The 25,482-nt window shown below is 72.5% G+C and carries 25 protein-coding genes; 2 read left to right on the top strand and 23 right to left on the bottom strand.

The window, feature by feature from the left end; genetic code table 11:
- Positions 1–29: 29 nt before the first annotated feature.
- The 5 genes from ACWCRA_RS05010 to ACWCRA_RS04990 all read right to left on the bottom strand — a co-directional run bounded on the left by ACWCRA_RS05010 (position 30) and on the right by ACWCRA_RS04990 (position 5,880).
- Positions 30–806: a hypothetical protein gene (locus ACWCRA_RS05010; RefSeq protein WP_351547082.1), complete on the bottom strand. Its 777-nt coding sequence runs from the start codon at positions 804–806 to the stop codon at positions 30–32.
- Entirely contained in the window at positions 803–2,158 is a 1,356-nt protein-coding gene (locus ACWCRA_RS05005; protein WP_351547079.1) for an AI-2E family transporter, read from the bottom strand. Before ACWCRA_RS05005 ends, ACWCRA_RS05010 begins: the two co-directional genes overlap by 4 nt.
- A gap of 141 nt (positions 2,159–2,299) precedes the next feature.
- Complete coding sequence (locus ACWCRA_RS05000; protein ID WP_351547076.1) at positions 2,300–3,052, bottom strand: aggregation-promoting factor C-terminal-like domain-containing protein; 753 nt, start codon at positions 3,050–3,052, stop codon at positions 2,300–2,302.
- A gap of 391 nt (positions 3,053–3,443) precedes the next feature.
- Positions 3,444–4,766: a PhoH family protein gene (locus tag ACWCRA_RS04995; protein ID WP_351547073.1), complete on the bottom strand. Its 1,323-nt coding sequence runs from the start codon at positions 4,764–4,766 to the stop codon at positions 3,444–3,446.
- A 352-nt stretch (positions 4,767–5,118) separates the two neighbouring features.
- Positions 5,119–5,880 (bottom strand): isoprenyl transferase, encoded by a 762-nt coding sequence (locus ACWCRA_RS04990; RefSeq protein WP_351547070.1) that lies wholly within the window; start codon positions 5,878–5,880, stop codon positions 5,119–5,121.
- Between the two features lie 321 nt (positions 5,881–6,201).
- On the opposite strand from ACWCRA_RS04990, the gene mgrA reads away from it, so the two are divergent.
- Positions 6,202–7,239, top strand: a complete 1,038-nt coding sequence (gene mgrA, locus ACWCRA_RS04985) for an L-glyceraldehyde 3-phosphate reductase (RefSeq protein WP_451066863.1) — start codon at positions 6,202–6,204, stop codon at positions 7,237–7,239.
- Between the two features lie 497 nt (positions 7,240–7,736).
- Here the strand turns inward: mgrA and ACWCRA_RS04980 are convergent, their stop codons facing one another.
- The 3 genes from ACWCRA_RS04980 to ACWCRA_RS04970 all read right to left on the bottom strand — a co-directional run bounded on the left by ACWCRA_RS04980 (position 7,737) and on the right by ACWCRA_RS04970 (position 10,613).
- On the bottom strand, positions 7,737–8,066 hold the full coding sequence (locus ACWCRA_RS04980; RefSeq protein WP_351547147.1) for a winged helix-turn-helix transcriptional regulator: 330 nt from the start codon (positions 8,064–8,066) through the stop codon (positions 7,737–7,739).
- Between the two features lie 187 nt (positions 8,067–8,253).
- Positions 8,254–9,801: a DUF2079 domain-containing protein gene (locus ACWCRA_RS04975; RefSeq protein WP_451066862.1), complete on the bottom strand. Its 1,548-nt coding sequence runs from the start codon at positions 9,799–9,801 to the stop codon at positions 8,254–8,256.
- Positions 9,802–9,872: 71 nt separating this feature from the next.
- Positions 9,873–10,613 carry a prepilin peptidase gene (locus tag ACWCRA_RS04970; RefSeq protein ID WP_351547061.1) on the bottom strand — a complete coding sequence of 247 codons (741 nt, stop codon included), beginning with the start codon at positions 10,611–10,613 and terminating at the stop codon, positions 9,873–9,875.
- Positions 10,614–10,954: 341 nt separating this feature from the next.
- On the opposite strand from ACWCRA_RS04970, the gene ACWCRA_RS04965 reads away from it, so the two are divergent.
- On the top strand, positions 10,955–11,320 hold the full coding sequence (locus ACWCRA_RS04965; RefSeq protein ID WP_351547058.1) for a DUF192 domain-containing protein: 366 nt from the start codon (positions 10,955–10,957) through the stop codon (positions 11,318–11,320).
- A 163-nt stretch (positions 11,321–11,483) separates the two neighbouring features.
- Here the strand turns inward: ACWCRA_RS04965 and ACWCRA_RS04960 are convergent, their stop codons facing one another.
- From ACWCRA_RS04960 to ACWCRA_RS04890, 15 genes are all read right to left on the bottom strand, one after another.
- Complete coding sequence (locus ACWCRA_RS04960) at positions 11,484–12,818, bottom strand: hypothetical protein (protein ID WP_451066861.1); 1,335 nt, start codon at positions 12,816–12,818, stop codon at positions 11,484–11,486.
- A gap of 122 nt (positions 12,819–12,940) precedes the next feature.
- The gene (locus ACWCRA_RS04955; protein ID WP_451066860.1) at positions 12,941–13,624 is read right to left on the bottom strand and encodes an OmpA family protein; all 684 of its coding nucleotides are present in this window, start codon (positions 13,622–13,624) and stop codon (positions 12,941–12,943) included.
- Complete coding sequence (locus ACWCRA_RS04950) at positions 13,624–14,232, bottom strand: hypothetical protein (protein ID WP_451066859.1); 609 nt, start codon at positions 14,230–14,232, stop codon at positions 13,624–13,626. Before ACWCRA_RS04950 ends, ACWCRA_RS04955 begins: the two co-directional genes overlap by 1 nt.
- A gap of 29 nt (positions 14,233–14,261) precedes the next feature.
- Complete coding sequence (locus ACWCRA_RS04945) at positions 14,262–14,903, bottom strand: pilus assembly protein TadG-related protein (RefSeq protein ID WP_451066858.1); 642 nt, start codon at positions 14,901–14,903, stop codon at positions 14,262–14,264.
- 56 nt (positions 14,904–14,959) lie between these two features.
- Positions 14,960–15,211, bottom strand: coding sequence for a hypothetical protein (locus ACWCRA_RS04940; protein WP_451066857.1), 252 nt, complete (start codon positions 15,209–15,211; stop codon positions 14,960–14,962).
- Between the two features lie 207 nt (positions 15,212–15,418).
- On the bottom strand, positions 15,419–16,387 hold the full coding sequence (locus tag ACWCRA_RS04935; protein WP_451066856.1) for a response regulator: 969 nt from the start codon (positions 16,385–16,387) through the stop codon (positions 15,419–15,421).
- Positions 16,388–16,491: 104 nt separating this feature from the next.
- Complete coding sequence (locus tag ACWCRA_RS04930) at positions 16,492–17,919, bottom strand: sensor histidine kinase (RefSeq protein ID WP_351547043.1); 1,428 nt, start codon at positions 17,917–17,919, stop codon at positions 16,492–16,494.
- A gap of 107 nt (positions 17,920–18,026) precedes the next feature.
- Positions 18,027–18,914: a DUF5936 domain-containing protein gene (locus ACWCRA_RS04925; protein WP_351547040.1), complete on the bottom strand. Its 888-nt coding sequence runs from the start codon at positions 18,912–18,914 to the stop codon at positions 18,027–18,029.
- A gap of 17 nt (positions 18,915–18,931) precedes the next feature.
- Positions 18,932–19,873, bottom strand: a complete 942-nt coding sequence (locus ACWCRA_RS04920; protein ID WP_351547037.1) for a type II secretion system F family protein — start codon at positions 19,871–19,873, stop codon at positions 18,932–18,934.
- Positions 19,874–19,908: 35 nt separating this feature from the next.
- On the bottom strand, positions 19,909–21,249 hold the full coding sequence (locus ACWCRA_RS04915) for a CpaF family protein (protein WP_351547034.1): 1,341 nt from the start codon (positions 21,247–21,249) through the stop codon (positions 19,909–19,911).
- 88 nt (positions 21,250–21,337) lie between these two features.
- Positions 21,338–21,700, bottom strand: coding sequence for a TadE/TadG family type IV pilus assembly protein (locus tag ACWCRA_RS04910; protein ID WP_351547031.1), 363 nt, complete (start codon positions 21,698–21,700; stop codon positions 21,338–21,340).
- Positions 21,697–22,125 (bottom strand): TadE/TadG family type IV pilus assembly protein, encoded by a 429-nt coding sequence (locus ACWCRA_RS04905; protein ID WP_351547028.1) that lies wholly within the window; start codon positions 22,123–22,125, stop codon positions 21,697–21,699. The genes ACWCRA_RS04910 and ACWCRA_RS04905 overlap by 4 nt, the downstream gene beginning before the upstream one ends.
- A 22-nt stretch (positions 22,126–22,147) precedes the next feature.
- Entirely contained in the window at positions 22,148–23,398 is a 1,251-nt protein-coding gene (locus ACWCRA_RS04900; RefSeq protein ID WP_351547025.1) for an AAA family ATPase, read from the bottom strand.
- A gap of 7 nt (positions 23,399–23,405) precedes the next feature.
- The gene (cpaB, locus tag ACWCRA_RS04895; RefSeq protein ID WP_451066855.1) at positions 23,406–24,116 is read right to left on the bottom strand and encodes a Flp pilus assembly protein CpaB; all 711 of its coding nucleotides are present in this window, start codon (positions 24,114–24,116) and stop codon (positions 23,406–23,408) included.
- Positions 24,117–24,400: 284 nt separating this feature from the next.
- On the bottom strand, positions 24,401–25,231 hold the full coding sequence (locus ACWCRA_RS04890) for a hypothetical protein (protein ID WP_451066854.1): 831 nt from the start codon (positions 25,229–25,231) through the stop codon (positions 24,401–24,403).
- Positions 25,232–25,482: the final 251 nt, after the last annotated feature.

The raw sequence follows: 25,482 nt of genomic DNA, 5'->3' as shown, positions 1-25,482 counted from the left end.
CACGCGGCGGGGCCTTCTCGGTCCCGGCGTCAGCCCTCTTCGGCCCCGGAGCTCTGGAGCCGCTCCATCAGCGCCGCCATGTCGTCCTTCACCAGCGGCTCCAGCCGTGCGACATCCGCCGGGCGCAGTTCCCCGTCCGCCCCTCTCGGCGAGGAGATGCGCATGCTGATCGTCGCCCGTCCGTCCAGCACGTGGAGGGACGGTACGTCCTTGTCGACGCTCTGGACGAAGAAGGCGCGCTCGCCGAGTCCCCCGACCGGGACCAGCTCGTGGTCCTCGCTCTCGTTCAGCTCCTCGGCGGCGACGGACGCGTCGAACTGCGGCTCCGGGTCGGTCCGCTTGTGCAGGGTGTAGGTGATCGAGCCGCTGCCGGTCATCTCCATCGCCGGGTCGCCGTTCCCCTGGCCGCCGAAGCTGAACCAGCAGTGCGCCCTGTCCATCGCCGGGTCCTCGCGCCCGCTCTCCTCCGCCCCCGTCTTCTGCCCGTAGAGGGAGGTCAGCTCCGGCATGGCCGCGTCCTCGCAGAGGTTGCCGCTGGCCCGGTAGCCCTGGAGGTCCGGTGCGCGCGAGGTGTACGCCCAGAGCCCGCCCGCCCAGACCGCCGAGGCGGCCACGGCACCGCCGAGCGCCCAGAGCCAGGCCCGGGGCGGCGTGCGGCGGGGCGCGCCGGCGGGCTCCCCGGGGTCGTGGTCGCGGTCGTGGTCGTGGTCCCCGCCGGGGTCGCGGCCGGGAGCGGGGCGGCCCGGGGACCCGGCGCGGCGCACCGGCTCCCCGTCCTCGCCGATCAGTTCGAGGTCGGAGATCATTCCCGCGGCCCCGGCGGCGGGGCGGGCACGGCGGCCATGGCGGTGGCGGGAGCGGGAGCGGGGTCGGAGGGCTCCGGCGGCCGGGCGGCGACGGCGTTCAGCGCCTGTTCCCTGCTGTACGCCCGGAGGTAGCCGACGACCGTGTTGACGACCGCCACCAGCGGTACGGCCACCACGGCGCCGCCGATCCCGGCGGTCACCCCGCCCACCGCCACCGCGAGAACGACCGCGAGGGGGTGGACCCGGACCGCCCGGCCCAGGATGAAGGGCTGGAGCACATGCCCCTCGATCTGCTGCACGGCGAGCACCACGACCAGCACCATCAGCGCCGTGAACACCCCCTGGGTGACCAGCGCGACCACCACCGCGAGCGCGCCCGACATGACCGCGCCGACCAGCGGGATGAAGGCGAAGAGGAAGATGAAGACGGCGAGGGGCACGGCCATCGGGACATCGAGGATGTAGATGCCCAGACCGATGAAGATGGCATCGATCAGCGCGACGATCACCGTGCCGCGCACATAGGCGGTCAGGGTCCGCCAGGCGCGCGGCCCGGCCCCGGCGACCCCGGCGCGGGCCTGGGTGGGGACCAGCTTGAGGGTCCAGTGCCAGATGCGCTTCCCGTCGTGGAGCAGGAAGAGCGTGGAGAACATCGCCAGCAGCAGGCCGGTGAGGAACTCCACCATCACCGTGACGCCCTGGAGCCCGGCGGAGGTGATCTCCTGGGTGTTGGTGGAGATGGTGTCGCTGAGGTTCTTGGCGATGCCGTTGATCTGGCTCTCGGTGACATGGAAGGGGCTGTCCAGCAGCCATCGCTCCAGCTCCCCGATACCGTCCCTGACCCGCTCGGACAGGTTGTCGAGGTTGTCCATCACCTGCCAGACGACGAACCAGCCGACCAGGCCCATGACGACGAACCCGGAGACCGCCGTCACCGCCGTGGCGAGCCCGCGCGGCAGTCCGAGCCGCCGCAGCCGGGCCACGGTCGGCTGGAGCAGTGCGGTGATCAGCAGCGCGGAGACAAAGGCGAGCACCACGAGCTGCACGGCGCTGATCACGCGCATCAGCACCCAGAGCGTGCCCGCCAGCACCAGCAGCCGCCAGCCGGCCTCGGCCGCGACGCGGATGCCCCAGGGGATGACGGTGACGGGCTCCGGGCGGGCGGGCACATCGGGCGCGTACGCGGGAGGCGCGGGGACACTGAGCGGCGCGGCGCCGTCCGTCCCGTCGGACGCGCCGTGCCGCCCGCGCTCGTCGTCCTCGCCGGTGTCGGCGCGGCGTTCGTCGAGCCGCTCGGATATCCGGCTGAGCCCCGATCCGATGTCGGAGAGCCAGCCCGGCAGTTTCGCCATGTTTCTTCCTCTTCCCCCATGAACTCCCGACGACGGTACACGCATCGGAGCCCTCCACCGGGGAAACGGTGGAGGGCTCCGATGACGCGACGAGGCGCGGTGCCAGGGCACGCGAGCCCAGCAAGATCCAAACGGAAGGTCCTAGTACCAGCGGTTGGCCTGCCAGAACGACCAGGCGCCACAAGGGCTGTCGTACCGCTCGTTCATGTAGTTGAGGCCCCACTTGATCTGGGTGGCGGGGTTGGTCCGCCAGTCCGCGCCGGCGGTCGCCATCTTGGTGGCGGGCAGGGCCTGGACCAGTCCGTACGCACCCGAGGACGGGTTCTCCGCCTTGTAGTTCCAGGTGGACTCGCGCTGCACGATGTTGCTGAAGCACTGGAACTGTCCGGCGGGGATGATCCCCCGGGCGATGGCCTGGACCTCGGCGACCGTGTAGGAGCCCTTCGCGGGGGCGGAAGCGGAGGCGGTGCCGACGGTGTCGCGGGCAGCGGCACGGCTGGCCCGCTCCTCCTTCTCCTTCTTCTCCCGCTCCGCCTTCTCCTTGGCGGCCTTCTCCTCGGCCAGGCGCTCCTGCTCGGCCTTCGCGTCGGCGGCTTCCTTCTTCGCCTTCGCGGTCTTGGCGGCCTGGTGGCGGGCGTCCTCCTCAGCGGCCTTCTTGGCGGCGGCGTCGGCGACGGCGGCCTGGGCACTGGCCTGTTCCGCGATGGACGCGACCTGCACCTGGGCCTGCTGACCCATGGGTATATCGGCGAGGAGGGTCGCGTCGGCGGCGGCCGTCTCCAGGTTGTCGTTCGCGGGCTGAGCACTGCCCGACGCGACGCCTACGACGGCTCCGACGGTGGTGACCGCGGTGGCTGACGCCACGGCGAATCCCCGGACCGAGATCCGGCTCACACGATTTCCTTCCAGCATCACCCGCGCAGGTGACCCTGCGGGCGAATCGTGCCCCTGGCACGGGCCTCCCACTGCGTTGGGTCACAGGAGGCGCTGGCCCGTGGTCAACTCCGCTGCGGGAGTGGCCGAAACAGCTTGCGGGCGGCACACGACGGCAGGTCTTGAATTGTTTCACCGGTACGGTGCACCGGCGGTGGGGTTGTTCTGTCGTGTGCGGGGCCTGACGGAAGCAAGACTCTGCCGGAACCGGCCACCGCAAGGCAATTCTTCGATACGTGGGATAGATCACACTCGTTTGGGTGTGGAGGTCCCTGGAAAGAGCCGCACAACACGACGCCGCCCCAGTACGCTTCTGCGCTCCAGGGGCGGCGTCGCCAGTCCTTCCACCGCATCAGATCTGGACGTCCTCCAGCATTTCGGTCACCAGTGCGGCGATCTGCGAACGCTCGGACCGGGTGAGGGTCACATGCGCGAAGAGCGGATGGCCCTTCAGCTTCTCGACCACGGCGACGACTCCGTCGTACCGCCCCACGCGGAGATTGTCCCGCTGTGCCACATCGTGGGTGAGAACGACCCGGGAGTTGGCGCCGACCCGGGAGAGCACCGTCAGCAGGACATTGCGCTCCAGGGACTGCGCCTCGTCGACGATGACGAAGGCGTCGTGGAGGGAGCGGCCCCGGATATGGGTGAGCGGGAGGACTTCGAGCATCCCGCGCCCGAGCACCTCCTCGATCACCTCCCGGCCCGCGACCGCGGAGAGGGTGTCGAAGACCGCCTGGGCCCAGGGGCTCATCTTCTCGGCCTCGGTGCCGGGGAGATAGCCCAGCTCCTGCCCGCCCACCGCGTACAGCGGCCGGAAGACCATCACCTTCTGGTGCTGCTGGCGCTCCAGCACCGCCTCCAGGCCCGCGCAGAGCGCGAGCGCCGACTTGCCGGTGCCGGCCCGGCCGCCGAGGGAGACGATGCCGACCTCGGGGTCGAGCAGCAGATCGAGCGCGACCCGCTGCTCGGCGCTGCGGCCGTGAATCCCGAACGCCTCCCGGTCGCCGCGCACCAGCCGTACGCTGCCGTCGGCGGTGACGCGGCCCAGCGCCCTGCCGCGCTCGGACTGGAGGACCAGCCCGGTGTGCACCGGGAGCCCGTCCGCCTCCGGGGCGTACACCCTCTCCTCGCTGTAGAGCAGGTCCACCTGTTCGGCGGAGAGCGTCAGCTCCGACATCCCGGTCCAGCCGGAGTCGGTGATGGCCAGCTCCGCGCGGTACTCCTCGGCCAGCAGACCGACGGACGAGGCCTTGATGCGCAGCGGCAGGTCCTTGGAGACGACGGTGACGTCGTACCCCTCGGCCTGGAGGTTCCTCGCCACCGCCAGAATCCGTGAGTCGTTGTCACCCAGTCGGAACCCGGCCGGAAGCAGAGCGGGGTCGGAGTGGTTGAGCTCGACCCTGAGGGTGCCGCCGAGGTCGCCCAGGGGAATGGGGGCGTCAAGGCGTCCGTACCGGATACGGAAGTCGTCCAGCAGGCGCAGCGCCTGGCGGGCGAAGTAACCCAGTTCCGGATGGTGCCTCTTGGCCTCCAGTTCCGTGATGACCACGATCGGGAGCACGACCTCGTGCTCGTCGAACCGGGTCGGGGCGTTCGGGTCGGCCAGCAGGACGCTGGTGTCGAGAACATAAGTGCGCCTGTCGGGCAGCCGGCGCTTTGTGCTGTTCACCACGGAAGGACGTACCCCCTCGGATGAGGTCGGCGGTGCGACGCCGTCGCGGGCCAGATGGTCTCCCCGCCGCAGGGCGCGGGGGACCTCCCCGCCGGAGGCGGGGGGAGAAGCCGGGCTTCAGGCCACGATGCGTGGGCCGAGCGCCGGCCCTCCGCGTGGTCCGCACAGGGGGTGCGTTCCTTCGTGTGCAAAGGGCCTCCCGGGTGAGTGGACAGCGCCACTCACTGAGATACGACGTTCGTGGATCGGACGTCGACCTGGAAGGGATATTCCCTCGAACACCCGCCGCCATGCCACGGCGTGGGGCTACGACTGGATGAACAGAGGGTGATCGGCTGTGGTGACGTGCTGCTCAGCCGCCGTAGCGGCGGTGGCGGGCCGCGTAATCACGGAGTGCTCTGAGGAAGTCGACCTTGCGGAAGGCGGGCCAGAACACCTCGCAGAAGTAGTACTCCGAGTGGGCGCTCTGCCAGAGCATGAACCCCGAGAGACGCTGCTCCCCGCTGGTGCGGATGACCAGATCGGGGTCGGGCTGACCGCTGGTGTAGAGGTGCCGGGAGATGTGCTCGACATCGACGATTCCGGCCAGTTCCGCGACGGTGGTGCCCTTGTCGGCGTACTCCATCAGCAGGGAGCTGACCGCGTCCGCGATCTCCTGCCGGCCGCCGTAGCCGACCGCGACATTGACGAGTATCCCGGTGTGGCCGAGGGTGGCCTGCTCGGCCTCCTTCAGCACGGTCTGGGTGCGGGCGGGCAGCAGATCGAGCGTGCCGACGTGGTGGACCCGCCAGCGGCCGTCGGCGGCGAGCGCGCGCACGGCGTCCTCGATGATGCCGAGGAGGGGGCGCAGTTCCCGCTCGGGCCGGTCGAGGTTGTCGGTGGAGAGCATCCAGAGGGTGACCACCTCGACCTCGGTCTCGGCGCACCACCCCAGCAGCTCCTGGATCTTGCTGGCGCCGGCCTTGTGGCCCGCCTCGGTGGAGCTGCCGGACGCCTTGGCCCAGCGGCGGTTGCCGTCCAGGATGACTCCGATGTGCTTGGGCACCTGGGCGTGGTCGAGCCGGCCTTCCACCCTGCGGGCGTAGAGCCGGTACACCAGGTCACGCAGGTTCACGGAGTCCACCTCGGTTGTCTCGGCTCGGTTGTCTCGGCTCGGTCGCCCCGGCTCGCCGTTCCGGCCGGGAGGCCGGGTCGCCCGCCCCGGACGCCCGGGGCCGGGGCGCGGCTCGGGGGCGCGGCCCGGAGCCGGGGCCGCGCTCGCGGGCGGAACCGCGGCCGGCGCGCCGGTGGACCGGCGCACCGGATGGTGCGGTCCGGCCGGAGATGTACGGCGGTCTCCGGCGCCGTGGCGCCATCCCTGAAACGGCCACACTACTGCGGAAGGGACAGACCGGCCCAACCCGGTCTGTCACAAGTCCGTGATAAAGAGGGAGGTGTGACTGATCCCTCTGTATACCTCGCTGCGGCCGACCGGTACGACACCATGGAGTACCGGCGCACCGGCCGTTCAGGGCTGCGCCTCCCGGCGATCTCCCTCGGCCTCTGGCACAACTTCGGTGACGACCGGACCCTCGACGCGCAGCGCGCGATCCTGCGCCGGGCCTTCGATCTGGGGGTCACCCATTTCGATCTGGCGAACAACTACGGCCCGCCTCCCGGCTCGGCCGAGCTGAACTTCGGCAAGCTCTTCGCGCAGGATTTCGCCCGCTACCGCGATGAGCTGATCATCTCCACCAAGGCCGGCTATCTGATGCACCCGGGCCCCTACGGCGAGTGGGGCTCGCGGAAATATCTGCTGTCCTCCCTCGACGCCTCGCTGAAGCGGATGGGGCTGGAGTACGTGGACATCTTCTACTCCCACCGCTTCGACCCGGAGACTCCGCTGGAGGAGACGATGGGCGCGCTGGCCACGGCGGTACGGCAGGGCAAGGCGCTGTACGCCGGTGTGTCGTCCTACAACTCGGAGCAGACGGCCGAGGCGGCGCGGCTGCTGCGGGAGATGGGGGTGCCGGCCCTGATCCACCAGCCCTCGTACTCGATGATCAACCGCTGGACCGAGGACGACGGGCTGCTGGACACCCTGGAGACGGCGGGCATGGGGTGCATCGCCTATGTGCCGCTGGCGCAGGGGGTGCTCACCGGGAAGTATCTGCACGGCATCCCGGAGGGCTCGCGGGCCACCCAGGGGAAGTCGCTGGACCCGGGGCTGCTCTCGGAGGAGGTCGTGCGGCGGCTGAACGGGCTGAACGCCATCGCGGAGCGGCGCGGGCAGTCGCTGGCGCAGCTGGCGCTGAGCTGGGTGCTGCGGGACCCGCGGATGACCTCCGCGCTGATCGGCGCTTCGAGCGTGCGGCAGCTGGAGGAGAATGTCGCGGCGCTGGCGGGGGCACCGCTGAGCGCGGACGAGCTGACGGAGATCGATGTCTTCGCGGTGGACACCGAGGGCGCGAACATCTGGGCCAAGCGGGGCTGAGGCCGGGCGGCGCCCGGAGCCCGATGGCGCCGGCCCCCGGGCCGGAAAAGAAACCGGGCCGGTCCGTGGGGGGGGATACGGACCGGCCCGAGGGGGGGTTTCCACCATAACGCGTCGCAGGTCGTGGTGCGCGCCACCGGGAGGCGACCGCGTGTCGCGGCGGGCGCGAATGGCCAAAGAGCACCGGCCCGGGGCCCGTGATCCCGGGGGTTCCGGGCCTCTCGGGCCCGGGATCGGCGGCCTCGGCGCCGGGGACGGAGAGCCGGCGGTCAGGGCGTGTCCCCGGGCCCGTACCCCCGAAGAGGGACCCCGGCCGCGGTGCGCGGGGTTGACGGCCGCCACCGGGGCGGGCCGGGGCGGGCACGACCGGCGCGGGGGGTGCTGCGGGCTCTGGCCCGGCAGCGCGCGGGCGGCCGGGCGGGGTGGCCGTGGGCAGGGCCGGCGGGTCGGCGAAACGGGCGGGGCTGGCAGGGCTGGCAGGGCCGGCAGGGGGATGCTCAGGCCGTGGAGCCGGAGGCCGGGGCGGAGTCCTTCGTCCTGCGGGCGATGATCTCCTCCATATGGGTCTCGCCCCAGAGCCCCAGCGGCAGCAGCGCGGTGTTCAGGGCCTCCCCCAGCGCGGTGAGCGAGTACTCGACGCGCGGCGGGACCTCCCGGTGGACCTCGCGGTGGACGACACCGTCCGACTCCAGCTCCCGGAGCTGCTGGATCAGCATCTTCTCGCTGACACCGGCCACCGCCCGCCGCAGCTCCCCGAAGCGCAGGGTCCCGGCGTCGTGCAGCGCCCACAGGATGAGCGCCTTCCACTTGCCCCCGACGACATCCATCGCCGCGTCGAGACCGCACTGGTACGCCGGCCTGATCCTGGTCACGGCCACCCTCCGGGATCGTCAGCACTGATGATCCCGCCAGTAGACCACCCTCCCCGGCCCGCCTCGGGCCCGGCCCCATGCGGACAGGAAGCGGCCTCTCTCTCCGTTCTGCGGTCGGCGCGTGACGCCGGCCGCGGCGCGGTCAGCCGGCCGGCCGCAGCCGCAGCAGGGTGATGCCGTCCCGTACGGCGACGCGCCGGTAGCCGTACGAGCGCTGGGCGGCGGCCAGTTCGGCGGCCTGCTGCTCGGGGGGATAGGGCCAGTGGCCCGTGCGGTACGGCCAGGCCTCGGGCGCCCGGCTGTCGTGGACGATCCACTCGGCGGTCGGGCGCGGCAGCCTCTTCCGGTGGTACGCGTAGAGCCGGGCGTCGACCGGGAAGGCCGGGAAGAGCACCACGTCGCAGCGGGAGGTGAGCTGGGGCACCAGCCGGTTGGACGCGGCGACGGACGCGCCGTCGGGGATGCGCGCCAGCAGGGTGCGGGCCGCCTCGACATGGGCGGTGGTGCGCCAGGTGGCCCGCTGGGCGAGCTGGGCCAGCGGGAACGACGGCAGCATCACGAGCGTCACCGCGAGGGCGGTGGCCAGCGAGGCCCTGACGTGGCGGGCGCCCAGCGGATGTCCGCCCCTGCGCCAGGGGCCCAGCGCGTCGATGAGCCCGGCGATGACCACGGGCATCAGCACGGCGCTGTAGTGGAAGGACGTGCCCCAGTGGAAGCCGTTCTGCGAGAGCATCCGCCAGGCCAGGGTGGGGGCGGTGAGCAGTGCGAGCGGGGAGCGCAGGGCGAGCAGCGCGGCGGGCGCGAAGACCAGGATCAGGGTCATGGCCTTGATGTCCGGCCGGAGCGCGTCCAGCGGGCCGAGGACGACGGTGGCGAGGAGGGAGGCGTGGGCGCCCTCGCCGAGGTTGCCGCCGTGGGCGTAGCCGCCCGCCGGGTGGAAGGCGGGCAGCAGCACCTTGATCTCGATCGCGGAGGCGAGGACTCCGGCGCCGGCGGTGAGGGCGCCGAGGCGGCGGGGGCCCTTCCAGGCGATGACACAGCCGACGGCGGCGAGGGTGAGCCCCAGATCCTCCTTGATCAGTACGAGGGGTGCCGCCCAGGCGACGGCCGCGCGCCAGCGCCGCCGCCCGAGCGCGACGGCGGCACAGGAGAGCAGCGGGACGGCGAGCGCGACCTCGTGGAAGTCGAAGGCGGCGGCCGACGCGATGCCCCAGCTCAGTCCGTAGCAGAGCGCGACGGCATGGGCCGCTCGGCATCCCAGGGTGCTCCGGGCCCAGGTCACGAGCGGGACGACGGCGACGGCGAGCAGCGCGGACTGGGCGGTGAGCAGACAGAGGGGGGAGGGCCAGACGCGGTAGAGGGGGGCGAGGAGGGCGAGCGCGGGGTGGAAGTGGTCGCCGAGGAGGTTGAAGCCCTCGCCGCGCAACGGGACGACAGGGGCGCGGAGTCGGGCGTAGGCGCGGACGGCCTGTTCGAAGATGCCGAGGTCGTAGCCGGTGGTGCGGAGGAGGGTGTGGCGGCGTACGGCGACGGTGGTGTAGAGCGCGAAGAGGACCGCCGCCCAGCTCCAGGGGAGGAGGGCGGCGGGGCGGCGGGTGGCGGGGCGTGATCCGGGTTCCGGGGCGGCGGGCCCGGGGGGCCCGGGGGGCAGCGCGCGCCGCACCGTCAGGCTGTCAGAAAATGTCCGCATACATCCGGACTCTAGACGGGGGTGAGGAGGGCTCGGCGCGTCAGCCGGGGGCGTGTCCCGGGGGCCTGGGTTCAGGTGGTGGCGGAGAGGGCTCCCAGCAGCACCCCGGCGAAGGCGCCTGCGGTCATGAACGGGCCGAAGGGGATCACCGACCGGCGGCCCGCGCGGCCCAGGAGCATCAGCCCCGCTCCGTACAGCGAACCGAACAGGAACCCCGCGAACGCCCCCGCGAAGAGGGCCGGCCAGCCGTGCCAGCCGAGGACGACACCGAGCGAGAGGGCCAGTTTCACATCGCCGAAGCCGAGGCCGCCGGGGTGGATCAGAAAGAGCAGCAAGTAGGCGGCGCCCAGGGTCAGACCGCCCAGGAGCGCCGCCGGCCAGGAGCCCGCCGCGCCGGGCAGCAGCGAGACCGGCCCCAGGAGCAGGGCAGCGGCGGCGGCCAGCGGGAGGGTGAGACGGTCGGGGAGCCGGTGGACCCGCCGGTCGACGAGGGCGAGCAGCACGGCGAAGGGGACCAGCAGGAGCCAGACGGCGAGTTCGGGGCGGGGTCCGGTGGCGGCGGCGAGCGCCGCGCAGACGAGCGCGGTCACCACGGGGACGGCTGCCGCGCCGGGCGGGGCGGGGCGGGCGCAGGGCGCGCACCGGGGGCCGCCGAGCCAGCCGCGCGCGGGCCCGGTGAAGGGGTGGCCGGAGGGGCAGGTGTCCCGCCAGGTCTCCTCCGGCTCGACGGAGAGCCGGAAGGCGGCGCGGGGGACGAGCAGACCTGTGGTGGTGCCCCACAGGGCGGCGACGGGGATCAGCGTGACGTCCACGCCTTCGAGGCTAGGCGGCGGGCGCCCACCCGGTCTTGGGCCCGGGGGGCCCAGGGAGGGGAGAGGAGGGTTGGAGGGTGGGGTGGGTTCCGGCCGTGGCGCGCGGGGTGTGGGGTCCTGGCGCACAGGGTCCGTCCGCAGACTCCCCCAGAACTGCCACCGGGAGGCACCCCAAGACGGGCCGGAGGTGCCGGACGGGCCGGATTTGTGCGGGTCACCTGTGGCACATGGGCCGTGCCCGAACACCGGACAGGCCGTTGGTGCCAGCGGGCTGAGAATGCCCGGGATACCCGGGGCGCACGGCCACCCCCACCCCGTCGGGAGGGGCGTACCGTCGGGGGATGAGGCGATCGCGGGAATGGCGGGACGGGGAAGCCGAGTTGTGGATCGGGGGGCGCGGCGGCCCGGTGGTGCTGGAGATCGCGGCGAGCCACCGCACCCGGCGGCGCGGGCTGCTGGGCCGCGACACCGTGGAGGGCGCGATCCTGCTCGCCCCGTGCAGCGGCATCCACACCCTGGGCATGCGCTTCACCATCGACGTCGCCTACCTCGACCAGCGCCTGCGCGTCCTGGACCTCCACACCCTCCCGCCCGGCCGCCTCGGCCGCCCCCGGCTGCGGGCCCGCTACGCCCTGGAGGCCCGGGGCGGAGCCATGGCCGCGTGGGGCATCACCCGGGGCGCCCTGCTCAGGATCGAGCAGCCCTGACCCAGGGAGTTTCTTTCGGATCGGGCCGGATCGGTGAGCGGGGTCCGGTGCCGTGGATCGCGAGGCGGAGGAGGGAGCCCACCCGGAGCGCCGGCGACCGACGACAACGCGGCGGGGCGCGGCACCGGGGCTCGCGAGCCCGGCACGATCCGAAAGAGACGACCTAGTGCGCGGGCGGGGACGCGTGCCGCCCCCTGCCGCGACCGAGACCGAGCCGCACCGCCCCCGTCCAGCAGAGCAGTCCGAGCACCAGCGCGGACCCCAGCCCGATCCCGGTGAAGCCGACGACGGTCATCAGCGTCTCGCGGGTCTCGTCGTCCTCCCCCAGGGCGTCCTCCCGGTCCTCCTCGCTGATGCCGAACCCGTTCGCGACCGGGTCGCTCAGATAGGCCGGGCCCCGCTGGCGCTCCCCCTCGACCCCCACCCGCAGGGTCACCGGCACCGACCGGGCGACCTTCCGGTCGAGCGCGACCCGGATGTAGTAGACGCCCGAGAAGCGCATCGCGCTGGTGTCGTCCTCGTCGATGACCCGGTTGGCATAGGCGGCCGGCACGGTGGCGAGCGAGACCTTGGCCGGCCGGCCCAGATAGTGGGCCCCGTTGTCCTCGACGAAACCCCGGGCGGTGTTGAAGACGGTGACCCGCACCCCCTTGTTCACGGCCGCCGCCTGCCCGGCGGACACCCCGCCGAACTCCGCGTCCACGAAGAGCTGCTGCCCCCAGTCCACCGGAACCTTGTAGAACCGGCTCTGCCCGGGCCCCAGCGAGTCCTTCCACACCCCGTGCACCACCGGCGACGCGTCATTGAACCCGGACCCCCCGGTGACCCCCTTCGCCGCTCCCGTCACATGATCGGGTGTGTGCGAGTGCCAGGTGGCCGGCGCGCTCGGCCCGGTGCCCCCGCCCTTGAGCCCCGGCTCGGTCATGTACTTCAGCTCGACGGTCCAGCCCCTGGCGTTCGAGCCGCCGGCGCGGCCGATCCACTCGACGGAGTAGAGATAGTCGCCCGCGGTCTGGCACTCCCGGCCGCGCCCGATGCGCCGGGTCGAGTAGTCGGCGGTGGGCAGCGAGGTGGCACCGCCGAAGGTGATGTCATTGGTGACGCTGCACTCGGCGCCGTCGGCGGACCGCAGCGAGACCCGTATCCCGTCCGTGGCGGCGACCCCTCGGCCGGCGGGCGGGGCGAGCACGGCGGAGACATAGGCGTTCGACGTGTCGTCCAGCTCCACCCGGTAGAACTTCCGCTGCCCCGCCGAGATGGTGTCCGTGTAGGTGCCCCGGCTGAGATGGGGGCCGGGGGTGCCCGCGTCGGTACTGCCCCGGACGGCCTGCGCCTTCGGGTCGGTGCGGTACGCGGAGGTCCAGCTCACCGCCGAGGCCCCGGCGGAGGTGACGGCGGACTGGAGAAGCGCGCAGACGGTCCCGAGGACGATCCCGGCCCGCAGCGCCCCGGCCCGTGCCACCACCCGGCCGGCCGTCGCCGTCCTGCCCCGCCTCATCCGCGCGCCCCTCAGCCCACTCGTTCGACAGTCGGCCCGCAGCGTACTGCGGGCCGACCGTGTCACGTATAGCTGGCGTCACAATTGCGGGCTGTTACATCTTATCGGACCGGTCCCATCGGTCAGTTGGCGCCGCCGGTGGGGAAGGAGACCTCCACCCGGCGGTTCTTGCGGCGGCCCTCCTCGGTGGAGTTCTCGGCGATCGGGTAGTCCTCGCTGTAGCCGCGGACCTCGTAGGAGACCGCGGGGTCGTTCAGCTGATCGCTGAGCAGCCCGTGGACGGCGTCGGCGCGCTTCCTGGAGAGCACCCGGCCGTGCTGGTACGTACCGAGGTTGTCGGTGAAGCCGAAGACCCGGATCTTCCGGCCGTTGTGCTTCTTGATCTCCGCCGCGATGGCCGCGATCCGTCCGCTGGCCCGGGAGGTCAGCTCCGCGCTGTCCTTGCCGAACAGCACCTCGGCCTGGAGCGCGAACTTCAGGGACACCGGGGTCTCCTCACGGCGCTCCTCCCCGCCCTCGGTCTCGACGATGGAGACGATGTCCAGCACCCGCGACTGGGCCAGGGTGGCGCCGTCGCGCATCCTCAGCCCGGGGTTGTCACCGTCGATCTCCGGCGCCGTGGAGACCGGCTCGGTGCCCGGCGGCACGCTGGGGTCGTCGACGGCCGGCGCACCGGAGCCGGGCGACGCCGAGGCGGAGTCGAGGTGGAACCCGGTGAGCAGCAGCACCACCGCCAGCGACACGGCCGCCGGCCGCCGGCCCGCCGTGCGCGTTCGCCGCCGCGCGGTCGTGGTCACGGCGTCCATCAGCTGATCTCGATCGAGGCGCTGGGCATGAGCGGGATCTGCACATCGACCGACTCCGTCCCCTTGGGGGGCGCCGGGAACTGGGCGAAGAAGTCGACGCTCTGGCCCGCGTCGAGTGCGCTCAGGCCGGTGGTGGTGAGCGGATAGCCGTCGGTGTCACGGAGGACGTAGTAGCGCTTCTTGTCCGACTTGTCCACCAGCGTCATTCCGGCGAAGGATCGTCCGGTCTTCCTGACCTGGCTCTCCTGTCCATTCCACTGGACGGGCGGGACCTGCCGTTTGGTGGCGTTGTTCTTGAGGGCGCCGGAGACCGTGAGGAAGCCGCCCGCGTCCCGGACCGCGCTGCGGACGGTGAACTGGAATCCGTTGCTGCCGTCGATCACGGCCAGCGGTTCCTCGCTCTGCGGCTCGGTGGTGCCCTCGCCCTCGTCGGGCTGTCCGGGCTGCCGCGGAGTGGTCGCGGCCCCGGTGTTCTTCTTGTCCGACCCCTCCGAGCCGTCCGAGCCGCTGTCCCCGCCGCCACAGGCCGTCAGGGAAAGCGACAGCGCCGCCGCCACGAGGACCGCGGTCACTGTCCGTTGCGCGTGCGCTCCGTGCCGAATTCTCATCAGTGCTGTTCCTTTGCGTTCGCTGACGGTCAGTCCCCGTCCAGCCGGACGGTGAAGAGGTCGGACATGTCAGGGAGCCGGTCCGGCTGCTCCGGATCGATGGTGAGGGACTCACCGTCGCAGGAGAGCGTGCCGGGCGAGACCGGTTCCTCCTCCGGCGGGACGGAGGGCTCACCCTCCTGGCCCCCGTTCTCCTCGCCGGGGCCGTCGCCCTCGCCGGGCGGGGGTGACGACGGCGGCTCCTCGGACGGCGTGAAGGTGCAGCGGGACTCCACCACGGCGGTGGCCGTGGCCTCGGCGCGGTCGTCCTCGGTGCCGGGCAGGACGGTGTCGCCGAGCGGTGCCGACTCGACGGTGACGGCATAGCCCCAGCGGCCGTCGTCCAGCGGGGCACAGCCGTCACCGAGGAGCGTGGTGCCGTTGGCCTGGGCGAGCCGGGCGGCCTCCGCGCAGCCGGACCCGGACGACTCCTCGGCGCCGCCGCCCAGGAAGTCCCGGAGGAAGTCCGGATCGAACATCCCCTCGGTCAGCTCCTCGCCGAGGCTGTCGCGGGACTCCTGCGCCGCCGCCAGCGCGGCGGCGTCCGCGCCGGACTGGGCGCCGTTGCGCGTGGCGCCCGCCTGGCCCACGGCGAAGAACGCGAGCGCGAGAAAGAGCAGGCCCGCCACCATCGCGATGTAGATGGGGGCTGCCTGCCCTGCCTCACGCGCGCTCCGGTCCGCGGCGGCTACTCGCCGCCGCCGCCACCGCCGCCCAGGATCTCGCCGACCCTGGTCGTCAGACCGTTGGCGATGTCCTCCGCCACTCCGGAACCCACGAGTGCCGCGATGATCGCGGCCACCAGGACGATCACTCCGACGTACTCGACGGAGCCCTGCCCCGCCTCGCGCCGGTCCTGTGCCGCCCGTGCGGCTGCCGCCATCCGCGACGCGATGAACAGACGGGCCCTGATCGCGGCCTTCAGCGTCACATTCGGCATGGGCTTCCCCTCCGGCGCCGGTGGCGGGGGCGCCGGCCGGCTCGTACGAGTGCATGGCGCGGCCCACCGGTACCGCGTTCACTCGGCCGGTCCGGAGGGCAGCGTGAGAAATGTACGCCGCGAGCGCCCCGCCGGGAATGGGCCCTCGGGCCCAACTCCGTTTCCGGTGCGGGCGTTGGACCGCCCGTCCGCGCCATCCTGGTCCGCTCATGAGGGGCCGGCCCCCCTGCGCGCGAGGCCGTGCCAGACGGCGATGGCCTCGCCCCGGCTGCCCGCGTTCAGCTTGGCGAAGATCCGGTTGATGTGGTTCTTGACCGTCTTCGGGCTGATGAAGCAGAAGGCGGCAATCTGCTGATTGGTCAGACCCGACGCGATCAGCTCCATCACCTCCACCTCCCGCCGGCTCAGCTCGGTGATCACACCCCGCAGCCCGTCGGCCGCGCGGGTCCCCACCGATGAATGTCCCACATTCGCTTGCGTAAGCGAAGACCGTTGAGCACATTCCCGGAGAGGGGAATCGGGCCGCAATCCAGGAGATGTGCGGGTCATATAGTGATCCTTTGCGGCGGTTCCCGGCACAGTGTGTGCGTTCGCAGATGTTTTCACCAGGGCAGAAAAACCCGTGCGCGAACCCTCTCCCCGGCGGACCGAGGCTCCCTGGGGCTCCCCGCGCACCCCGGCCAGGAGCGCGCCCTCGGCCGAGCGCGACAGCGGCGCCCCGCCCGCCTCGATGTCCCGCACGGCGGCGACGAGTTGCTCGGCGGTGAACTCGCCGTGGACCAGATAGCCGCCCGCGCCCAGCCGCAGCGCCTCGTGGACGACCTCGCTCTCCCGGCTGTAGGTCATCATCAGCACCGGCGCCAGCCGGACCAGTGACGGCAGGGCCGCGAGACCGTCCGTCCCGGGCATCCGGACGTCCAGCAGCACCACATCCGGCCGGTGCCGGGCCACCACCTCGCACGCCTCGCGCCCGTCGGCCGCCTCCGCGACCACGTCGAGACCGGCCCGGCCCTGCAACAGGGCGGTCAGACCCGCCCGTACGACCGGATTGTCATCGGCGACGACGACCCGCACTCTCGTCGGCGGCGGGTACGGGGACCTGGGCGGTGGGGCATGCGGCGGTACGGTCCGGTGCGCCCCCGGGACAGGGGGGTGAACGTCGTGGTCGTCCGGCATGGCGGCCTCCTCTCGGAACACGGTGACGGGGTCTCGGCTCAGCTTGGACAGGGGGAACGGGGCCGGGCCGCCGGGCGGCGGACCGTGTGGACGCGGGGGCTGCGTCAAGCCCCTCCGGCGATGGAGGAGCGCGGGTACGGGGGCGTGCCCCCGGCGGAGGGTCCGGCGGGGGGCCCGCGTGGCGCGGGGTCGGCCGTGGGCGCGGGGTCGCGGCCGGTCACCGGGGACGGCCGGTCCAGCGCGGCCAGGGGGAGTTCGAGGCGTACCTCCGTGCCCTGTGCCGCCAGGCCCCGGCCGATCCGTATCCGGGCGCCGATGGACGCGGCCCGCTCCACCATGCCGACCAGCCCGAAGTGGCCGGAGCGGCGCAGTCCGTGGAGCGTGGTGCCGGGCGGCAGTCCGGGGCCGTCGTCGTACACGCTGATCCGCAGGAGGTCCCCGGTCACCCCCGCCGAGACGGACACCCGCCCGGGGCCGCCGTGGCGGTGGGCGTTCTCCATCGCCTCGGCCACGATGGTCAGCGCGTGCCGGGCGACGGCGGGCGGCACGCCGGGCGGGGCCGGGCCGATCCGGTGGAAGGCCGCCCGTACCCCGCCGCGACGGGCGAAGTCCTCCGTACGGGCGCGCAGCTCGGCCAGCAGGTCGACGCCCTCGCCGTCGAGACCCGACTCGCGGCGCAGATCGGAGAGGAGCTCCCGGGACTCGGCCGCCGCCCGCCGCGCGGCCCGCGCCACCAGCTCGGCCCGGTCCCGCACGGTCACCGGGTCCATCCGGTCGGCGGAGTGGGCGAGCCCGTCGGCGGCGAGCGCCAGGCCGTGCAGGGTCTTGGCCACCGAGTCGTGCATCTCCCGGGCGAGCCGGGCGCGCTCGCGCTCCACGGCCCCGGCGACCGCGAGCCGGGCCCGGGCCTCGGAGAGCGCCTGGCCGGCCGCGCCGAACCCCAGCATCAGCCGCCGCAGGGTGCTGCCCAGCGCCCCGGCGAGCACACAGAGCCCGGGGAGGAGCAGCGCGGTGAACCGCGCGTCCGTCTGGTCGTTGACCGCGTGCGCCCCCGCGACGATCAGCGACTGGAGCACGGCGAAGACGGCCGCGCCGCGCCAGCCGGAGATCAGCCCGGCGAGGAGGGGGGTGCAGATGGTGACGTACGCGAGAGTGGAGTCCGGGGACGCGGTGACCAGCAGCAGGGCCCCGAAGGCCATATCGGCGCCGAGCAGCCAGGGGTGGCGCAGCAGGACGGGCCCGAACCGCTCCCAGTCGCGCAGCAGGACGTACGAGGTCATGAAGGTGACCAGCACGGCGGCCCCGACCAGCCAGCTCGCGGGCCCGGGGCTGGTGCCCGCGAGGGCGAAGGGGACGGCCAGGGCGATCATCGCCAGCCGGAATCCGAAGACCTGGCGGCAGAGCGCCTGGAGGGCGTTGACCTGGAGCGGGAGCGAGGGGGAGGCCGCCGGCTGACCGGGGTCCGGCTCCCGGCCCGCCCCGGGCCCCGGCCGGGGGCTCCCCCCGGAGAACCGCCGCTGGTCGTGCCCCATGTCTCACCTCCCGTGCGCCGCTCGTGGTCGCTCGTGGCCGCTCGTCCCCGGTGCCGCCTCGCGGGCACGGCCCCGGCGGGGTGCCCGGCCGGGGCGGTGGCCCTGTCTCAGCCTCCCAGGACCTCCCCCAGATCGACCCCGGAACCGTAGTAGAAGCTCATGATGATCAGGATCATCGTCGCGGGCAGCATGATCAGGGTGACCACGAGCGTCGACTTGGGCACGGCGCGGGCCGCGTCGCGGCGGGCGTTCTGGGCGTCGGTGCGGCGCATGTCCGTGGCGATCTGGATGAGGGTCTCCACGATCGGCGCGCCCAGCTCCTCCCCCTGCTGGAGCGCGGTGACGAACATCGACACCTGGTCCGAGTCATTGCGCCGGCGCAACTGGTCGAAGGCGTCCCGGCGGCTCACCCCCATGTCCATCTGGCGCAGGGTGATGCGCAGTTCATCGGCCCAGGGGCCCTCGTACTTCTCCGCGACCCGCTCCAGCGCCTGCCGGAAGCCGAGCCCGGCGGAGACGACGACGGCGAGGACATCGAGGAAGTCGGGCAGGGTCCGTTCGATGTCGGCCCGGCGCCGGCGGATCGCCGCCTTGAGGATGACATCGGTCCACAGCAGCCCGAAGAGCAGCAGCAGCACGGCGAAGACCGGCTGTCCGCGCAGCAGCATCGACAGCGAGGCCAGCACCCCGAGGAAGCCGTAGACGGCGCGGCGGGCGGCGTACCGGTCGACGGTCAGGCCGTGCGGGTTGCCGGCCATGTCGAGCCGGCGGCGCAGGGCGTCCACCCGTTTGGGGCCCATGGCCCGCAGCACGGCGGGGGCGTACCGCATGCCGAGCCGGTCGATGGCCGAGCCCACGGCCGTGGTGCGGGTGGCGCCCACCTCCAGGGCGAGGGCGAGATCGCCGGGGAGTTTCGCGTCGGCGCGGTACATGCGGATGCCGTGGAAGACGCCGTGGACGGCGACGGCGAGGAGCGCGGCGAGGAGCAGTCCCATGGTGTCGTCCTCCCTTCTCAGATCTGGATGCGGGAGACCCGGCGGATCAGGAACGCGCCCAGTCCGTAGAGCCCGAAGGCGATGACGGTGGCGGCCTGCCCGGCGAACGATCCGGTCATCCGGTCCAGGGCGCCCGGGGTCATACCGTTGATCATCAGCAGAAAGCCGAGGCCCAGCAGGGGGACGGCGAGGGCGGTGACCTTGATCTGCGAGAGCATGGTGGTGACCTCGCGGCGGGTCTCCTTCCGCTCCTCCAGGGACTGGGTGAGGTTCCGCAGCGAGGTGACGACCTGTCCGCCCGCCCGGTTGGCGAGGATCAGGGTGGTGACGAGGACGCTCAGCTCGCGGGAGGGCAGCCGCTCGCCGAGCGCGCCGAGCGCGTCGTCCAGGCTCTGGCCGACGGCGAGCTGATCGGCCACGATCCCCAGCTCCTGGCCCGCCGGGTCGTCGAGCTCCTCGGCGGCCATGGCGAGCGCGGTGCGCAGGGCGAGGCCCGCCTGGGTGGCGTTGGTGAGGACGCGGGTGAATTCGGGGAGCTGGTTGATGAAGGCCTCGGTGCGCTTGGCCCGCTGCCAGCCGAGGAAGGCCCCGGCGCCCCACAGCCCGACGACGGCGCCCAGCACTCCGAAGAAGGGGGTGAAGACCGCGCCGACGGTGAAGTAGAGGGCGAGCAGCACGGCGAGCACGTGGACGGCGTACTCACCGGGGGTCAGATCGAGGCCGGTGGCCGCGATCTCGCGTTCGATGCGGCGGCCGAGCCGGGTGGTGCGCAGCCGCCGGTCGAAGCGCCGGAAGCGCCGCCGCCGGCCCGTCGCGCTCCCGGCGGGGCCGCTCTGGCTCATGCGGTCGACCAGGGCCTGCCGCTGGGCCCGGCCCGAGGAGTAGGTGTGCACGCCGATGACACCGAGCACACCGGCGAGCAGGGTGACCCCGGCTGTCAGAAGCGGGAGATTGTCCATGTCGGGCGGGGACCTCTTCGATGGGGTACGGGGGGTCAGACGACCGTTCGGCGGACGGCGAGCTGGTCCTCGGAGTCGGCGACCCCGAAGACCGGGGGCAGCGGCTCGTTCTTCAGATAGAGCCGCTCGGCGACCCGCCGGGGCACCGGGTAGTACGCGAACTGCCCGTGGATGCGCCCGTCGGCGGACATCGGCTGGGCGTGGAAGCGGCAGACGGAGACGATGCGGTACTCCTCCCGGCCGTAGGAGTCGACCACCGCGATCTCGGTGACCCGGCGGGAGCCGTCGGCGTGCCGGGTGAGCTGGACGATGACATCGACCGCGCTGTTGATCTGGTCCTTGATCGCCATGAAGGGGATATCGACCTCGGACATGGAGGCCAGGGTCTGGAGCCGCATCAGCGCGTCCTCGGCGCTGTTGGCGTGGACGGTGGCGAGGGAGCCGTCGTGGCCGGTGGACATGGCCTGGAGCATGTCGAGGGTCTCGCCGCCGCGCACCTCGCCGACGATGATGCGGTCGGGCCGCATGCGCAGCGAGTTGCGGACGAGGTCGCGGATGGTGACGCGGCCCTTGCCCTCGACGTTGGGCGGACGGCTCTCCAGGGTGATCACATGGGACTGCTGGAGCTGGAGTTCGGCGGAGTCCTCGATGGTCACGATCCGCTCGCCCTCGGGGATCAGCCCGGAGAGCGAGTTGAGGAGGGTGGTCTTGCCGGTGCCGGTGGCGCCGGAGACGATCACATTGAACTTGGCCCGCACCAGACCGGCGAGGAGCAGGGTCATCTGCTCGTCCAGCGAGCCGATGGCGATCATTTCCTGGAGGGTGAAGGCGCGGGGGAAGCGGCGGATGGTGAGGATGGGGCCGCTGAGGGAGAGCGGCGGGATGATCACATTGACCCGCTCGCCGGACGGGAGGCGGGCGTCGACCATGGGGTTGGCCTCGTCGACCCGGCGGTTGACGGTGGAGACTATCCGCTCGATGGTCTGCATGAGCTGCTCGGCGGAGGAGAAGCGGAGCGGGAGCATCTCCAGCCGGCCGCCGCGCTCGACATAGACCTGCTCGGGTCCGTTGACCATGATCTCGCTGATGGAGGCGTCCTCCAGGAGCGGTTCCAGGATGCCGAGGCCGAGGGCCTCGTCGACGACCCGGCGGATGAGCTGGGCGCGCTCGGCGCTGGAGAGCACCGGGCCCTCCCGGCTGATGATGTGCCCGAGGACCCGCTCCAGCCGGGCCCGCCGCTCGGCCGCGGCGAGCGCGGACATCTCGGCGAGGTCGATCTCCTCCAGCAGCTTGGCGCGGTAGACGATGACGAGGCGGTTCTCCTCGCTGTGGCCGTTGACCGGCTCGGGGCTGCTGATGCGCGCCCGCAGGCTCATGGACTCATCTCCCAGGTGCTGCTCGGTCTTTCCGGTGGTACGGGTGGTGCGCGCCGGCCTCGGTTGGTACGGGTGGTGCGCGCGGGCCTCAGTCGCAGCGCATCGTGACGGTGCGGCTCGCGGGTCCGAAGTCGAGGACGGGCAGCAGGGCGGGGACATCGACGGTGGCCGTCGCCCGGACCTCGGAGCCGGGGGCACAGCCGGCCTCCACCCGCGCGCCGTCGGCGAGCCAGCCGCTGATCGCGGCCAGACCGGCCGCCGGGCCCGTGCCCGCGCCGTCCCGCTGGGCCTCGGCCCGGGCGGCGGCACGGGCGGCGGTGCCGGCCTGCTGGGCGGTGTAGGCGACCAGGCCGAGCTGGATGGCGGCGACGCCGACCAGGATCAGCAGGGTGATCACCCCGGCGAACTCCAGGGCGGCCTGGCCCCGGTCCCGGTCCTCCCCGGGCCTCATGACAGGGCCCCCCGCGGATGCTCGTCGACCGCGGCGGCCTCGGCGTCGACATCGAAGGGGAAGTTCGCCGCGCCGGGGAAGAGGATGGGGACCGAGATCCGCACCGTGGCCCGGAACAGTCCATCGCCCCGCCGGCAGCTCGATTCGACCCGCCAGGCGTCGGGGAGGTCCTCGCGGACCGCGGCGTCACAGGCGGAGGGTCCGTCCACCGCGCCCGCCCTGGCGCCCGCGTCCGCCGCGTTCCCCGCCAGGGAGAAGGTGTAGCCGATGAGCGCGCCCTGCCAGAGGACGGCGAGGGTCGCCAGGATGACCGGCAGGGTGCCGGCGAACTCCACCGCCACCTGCCCCCGGTCGTCCCACCGCCCCGCCGCTCCCGGCCGCTCCCGGGCCGCGCCCCGGCCGCCGTGCCGTACGTGAGACCTCATCGCCCTCCGTACCCCCTCACCGTCATCGCCGGGACCGCGTCCTGCGGAGGCCGATCGAACCCCGGTCTCCCCTGAATCTGCCCTGCTTCTGGTCCGTCTCCCGCTCCTTGACGAGCCCGAGTTCGCCCGCGAGCGCCCACAGGGCCTGTTTGACGGCGGATTTGGGCTCCAGATCCTGCATCCGGCCGGCGTCGACCACGGACTGGAGTTCCTTGTACCCGGCGGGGACGGCGGTCCGGGCGACCCGGGTGCCGGTGATCTTCTCGATCAGGGGCGGCTGGATCTCGGTGGCCCGGTTGTGCCGGTTGACGACCGTGACCGTCTCCTCCGCCTTGCGGATCTGGAGCCGGTCCCAGAGGCGGACCATGCGCTTCGCCGCGCGTACGGAAACCACGTCCGGAGTCGTCACCAGCAGGGTGGTATCGGCCATTTCCACGGCGGCGGCGTTGGCGCTGTTCATCTGGGTGCCGCAGTCGATGACGACGACCTCGTACCGGTTGCGCAGGGCGCTGACGATCTGGCGCACGGCCCGGTCGCTCACCTCCTCGCCGCGCTCCCCCTCCGCCGGGGAGAGCAGCAGCCCGATCCCGGTCTGGTGGGCGAAGAGGGCGTCCTGGAGGACCCGGGGCGATATGTCCTGGATGGCGGCGAGGTCGGCGATCGAGCGGCGGAACTGCACATCCAGGTAGGAGGCCACATCGCCGGCCTGGAGATCGAGGTCGGCGAGGGCGACGGTGCGCCCGGACGCCTGGGCGGCCAGGGCGAGCTGGACGGCGGTGACGGTGGCGCCGACACCGCCCTTGGCGCCGCTGACGGTGACCACGGTGCCGCCCGGGCCGGTGAAGACGTCACCGCTGTGTCCGAGGTGGCGCCGGACCCCGGTGGACCAGCCGGCCGCCGCCTGGACCCGCTGGGCCAGTTCCTCGTACGAGAGGGGGAGGGCGACCAGGCCCCGGGCGCCGGAGTCCATGGCGGCCGAGTAGAGACCGGGGCCCGCGTCGACGGTGACCAGGATGACGCCGACGGAGGGGAAGCGCAGCCCGACCTCCCGGATCAGCTCCAGCGCGGGCACCGGGCCGATCCGCTCATGGACCAGCACGACCTCGGGCAGCTCGTCGAGGGACTCGGCGGCCAGCCGGGCGAGCAGATCGAGCAGCGAGGTGGAGTCCCCCACCGGAGTGGCCGGTTCCGCGTCCGGGAGCTGGGCCAGCAGGGTAGTGATGGAGCGGGCCGCGTCGGCTTCGCCGACCGCCGGGAGGATGCGTGTGGTCATACAGCCCTCACCTGTTCTTGTCTTCGTCGAGGGTGTAGGTGCTGTCCCCGGGGCGCAGTGCGGAGGAGCCGCCCCTGGCGAGCAGGGCGAGCCGGACGTGTTCGGCGAAGGACTCGGCGTGGGCGACGCGCTGGGCGTCCTTGGTGCCGAGGGCGAAGGTGATGGGGACCGCCTCGCGGGAACCGCCGCGGTCGTCGTCGCGGCGGTCGAGCGGGGTGAGCCGGCCCACGTCGATGACCCGGGCGCCGGGCACGATGATCCGGGACTGGTCGGCGTCGTCCTGGGTCTTCCCGGCGAAGGTGGCGAAGATATTGACCCGGTCGCCCGGGGTGATCTTGCCGGCCACCCCGGTGGCGGCATCGATCATGATGGCGATCTCCTGCTCCCCCGCCGCCAGTTCCGGCCGGTCGACGATCATGTCGTTCTGGAGCAGTGAGCCCTTTTTCAGCTGGGTGACGGCGATCTTTCCGCTGACCGCCGAGAGATCGGTGACGGCGCTGTCCGAGAGCCAGCGCTCGGGCATGCTGACCTTCTCGAACTGGTCGGCCCGCAGCGCCGTATAGGGCGCGACATCGGACTTCACCCGATAGGCGGGAACCTCGGGGCCGACCTTCGAGTTCACATCATTGATCACCGATATCACGCCGGCGAACGCACCGATGGCGCACAGCACCGAGAGAAGCAGAAGGATGACACCGCGTCGTTGGCGTGAATTCATGTGCTGGACAACCTCGTTCGCTGACTTCGCTGGATGCGCTGGATTCGCCGGGTGTGCCGGATGCGCCGGATCGCCCGGATGGGCTCTCCCCGCGAATCCGCGGACTTCGCAGACAGGGGCTGACGGAGCGGACTGAGCGGGACACCCGGCGCGGCGCCCGCCCCGTCCGGCGGGCGGGGCACGCCGGACGGGCGGGTGGCGTCGGGTTCATCGTGCCTACCGGTGCGGCGGAAAGCGGGTCAAGCGCTGAATCCGGCAGGTCACGGCGGTGATCTCCGCGGTACTCACGGCCCGTGGTGCGCGGGGGCGCCGTGGTGGGGGACGCCGGCGTCCCCGCCCGGGCCCGCCGCCGGCAGGGTCGCCGAGCAGAATCCGCAGCGGTCACCGATGAGTTCGATTCCGCACCAGGTGCACACCTCTCTCCGTACGGACGCGACCAGTTGATAGAGGGTGGAGATGTCCGGCAGGAAGGCGGCGAATTCCGTCAGCTTGCCGGTGCCCCACCAGAGCGGGGAATCCGCGGGCAGCGCGGTCTCCTCCACTCCTTGTGTCTGCCACTGCGGCGCCAGGGTCTTTTCGATCCACTCCGACTGGAGCTGTCCTTCCGCCACCACCAGCCGGGTGGTGAAAGCGGGCCCGCCGAGCCGCCCGCCGCCGCCCACCTTGACCAGTTCCGGCGTGGGGTTGGCGAGTACCCCGAACTGCGCGCCCGGAACCCATGACTTGGCGTGGGACTTCAGACTCACCGGCACCCGGTCCAGCCGGGTGACGGAATTGAGCAGCGCCCCCGCATAAACGTAGTGGGAGAGCAGCCGGGCCGCCGATGCGAGAATTCCGGGGCCGAAGTCGCAGACCGACAGCTGACGGAGCTGGCGGACGAGGACCGCGATACCGAGCGGCGGGAGGTCCACCTTCAGCAGCGCCAGCCGATTGGTCTCCAGGGCGGACCGCACGGTGTGCAGCCGCCGTTCATGGGCGAGCGGCAGACAGGACGGATAGAGCGCGACCACGTACCCGTGCTGTTCGAGCAGGACGGACGTGGCGGTGAGGGCGTCCTGGAGCGGCTGGGCGTCCGGCGGCGGAAGCAGAGCCGCCGTGGGCGTGTGCTGGTCCATCGGCGGTAGCACCAGATCTGCGCTGGTGACAGCTATTGCGGTCGGCACGCTGGTTCCCCGTTCGGCTCCGGTCACCGGTGGTCCCGTGACCGCAGATACGTACTGCTCGCTGCTCCTGCACGAGCACTTTATCCGCGACGGTGAAACCAGAGAACACCTTGCTGAACCCAGAGCCCCGGGGCGCGCACGCTCCGCACAGGCCAAAGCTCACCAAAGGATGACGATCTGTACGCCCATAGCAGGGGCGCGCG

It is taken from the genome of Streptomyces sp. NPDC001889 (genome assembly GCF_053594535.1).
Note: the sequence above shows the minus strand (reverse complement) of the source record. Positions and strands in the feature narration are given on the sequence as shown.

Coding starts and splice junctions, on each gene's coding strand:
- ACWCRA_RS05010 (WP_351547082.1), bottom strand. CDS start 806: ATGATCTCCGACCTCGAACTGATCGGCGAGGACGGGGAGCCGGTGCGC.
- ACWCRA_RS05005 (WP_351547079.1), bottom strand. CDS start 2,158: ATGGCGAAACTGCCGGGCTGGCTCTCCGACATCGGATCGGGGCTCAGC.
- ACWCRA_RS04980 (WP_351547147.1), bottom strand. CDS start 8,066: ATGGATGTCGTCGGGGGCAAGTGGAAGGCGCTCATCCTGTGGGCGCTG.
- ACWCRA_RS04975 (WP_451066862.1), bottom strand. CDS start 9,801: ATGCGGACATTTTCTGACAGCCTGACGGTGCGGCGCGCGCTGCCCCCC.
- ACWCRA_RS04965 (WP_351547058.1), top strand. CDS start 10,955: ATGAGGCGATCGCGGGAATGGCGGGACGGGGAAGCCGAGTTGTGGATC.
- ACWCRA_RS04960 (WP_451066861.1), bottom strand. CDS start 12,818: ATGAGGCGGGGCAGGACGGCGACGGCCGGCCGGGTGGTGGCACGGGCC.
- ACWCRA_RS04955 (WP_451066860.1), bottom strand. CDS start 13,624: ATGGACGCCGTGACCACGACCGCGCGGCGGCGAACGCGCACGGCGGGC.
- ACWCRA_RS04950 (WP_451066859.1), bottom strand. CDS start 14,232: ATGAGAATTCGGCACGGAGCGCACGCGCAACGGACAGTGACCGCGGTC.
- ACWCRA_RS04945 (WP_451066858.1), bottom strand. CDS start 14,903: ATGGTGGCGGGCCTGCTCTTTCTCGCGCTCGCGTTCTTCGCCGTGGGC.
- ACWCRA_RS04940 (WP_451066857.1), bottom strand. CDS start 15,211: ATGCCGAATGTGACGCTGAAGGCCGCGATCAGGGCCCGTCTGTTCATC.
- ACWCRA_RS04935 (WP_451066856.1), bottom strand. CDS start 16,387: ATGCCGGACGACCACGACGTTCACCCCCCTGTCCCGGGGGCGCACCGG.
- ACWCRA_RS04930 (WP_351547043.1), bottom strand. CDS start 17,919: ATGGGGCACGACCAGCGGCGGTTCTCCGGGGGGAGCCCCCGGCCGGGG.
- ACWCRA_RS04925 (WP_351547040.1), bottom strand. CDS start 18,914: ATGGGACTGCTCCTCGCCGCGCTCCTCGCCGTCGCCGTCCACGGCGTC.
- ACWCRA_RS04920 (WP_351547037.1), bottom strand. CDS start 19,873: ATGGACAATCTCCCGCTTCTGACAGCCGGGGTCACCCTGCTCGCCGGT.
- ACWCRA_RS04915 (WP_351547034.1), bottom strand. CDS start 21,249: ATGAGCCTGCGGGCGCGCATCAGCAGCCCCGAGCCGGTCAACGGCCAC.
- ACWCRA_RS04910 (WP_351547031.1), bottom strand. CDS start 21,700: ATGAGGCCCGGGGAGGACCGGGACCGGGGCCAGGCCGCCCTGGAGTTC.
- ACWCRA_RS04905 (WP_351547028.1), bottom strand. CDS start 22,125: ATGAGGTCTCACGTACGGCACGGCGGCCGGGGCGCGGCCCGGGAGCGG.
- ACWCRA_RS04900 (WP_351547025.1), bottom strand. CDS start 23,398: ATGACCACACGCATCCTCCCGGCGGTCGGCGAAGCCGACGCGGCCCGC.
- cpaB (WP_451066855.1), bottom strand. CDS start 24,116: ATGAATTCACGCCAACGACGCGGTGTCATCCTTCTGCTTCTCTCGGTG.
- ACWCRA_RS04890 (WP_451066854.1), bottom strand. CDS start 25,231: ATGGACCAGCACACGCCCACGGCGGCTCTGCTTCCGCCGCCGGACGCC.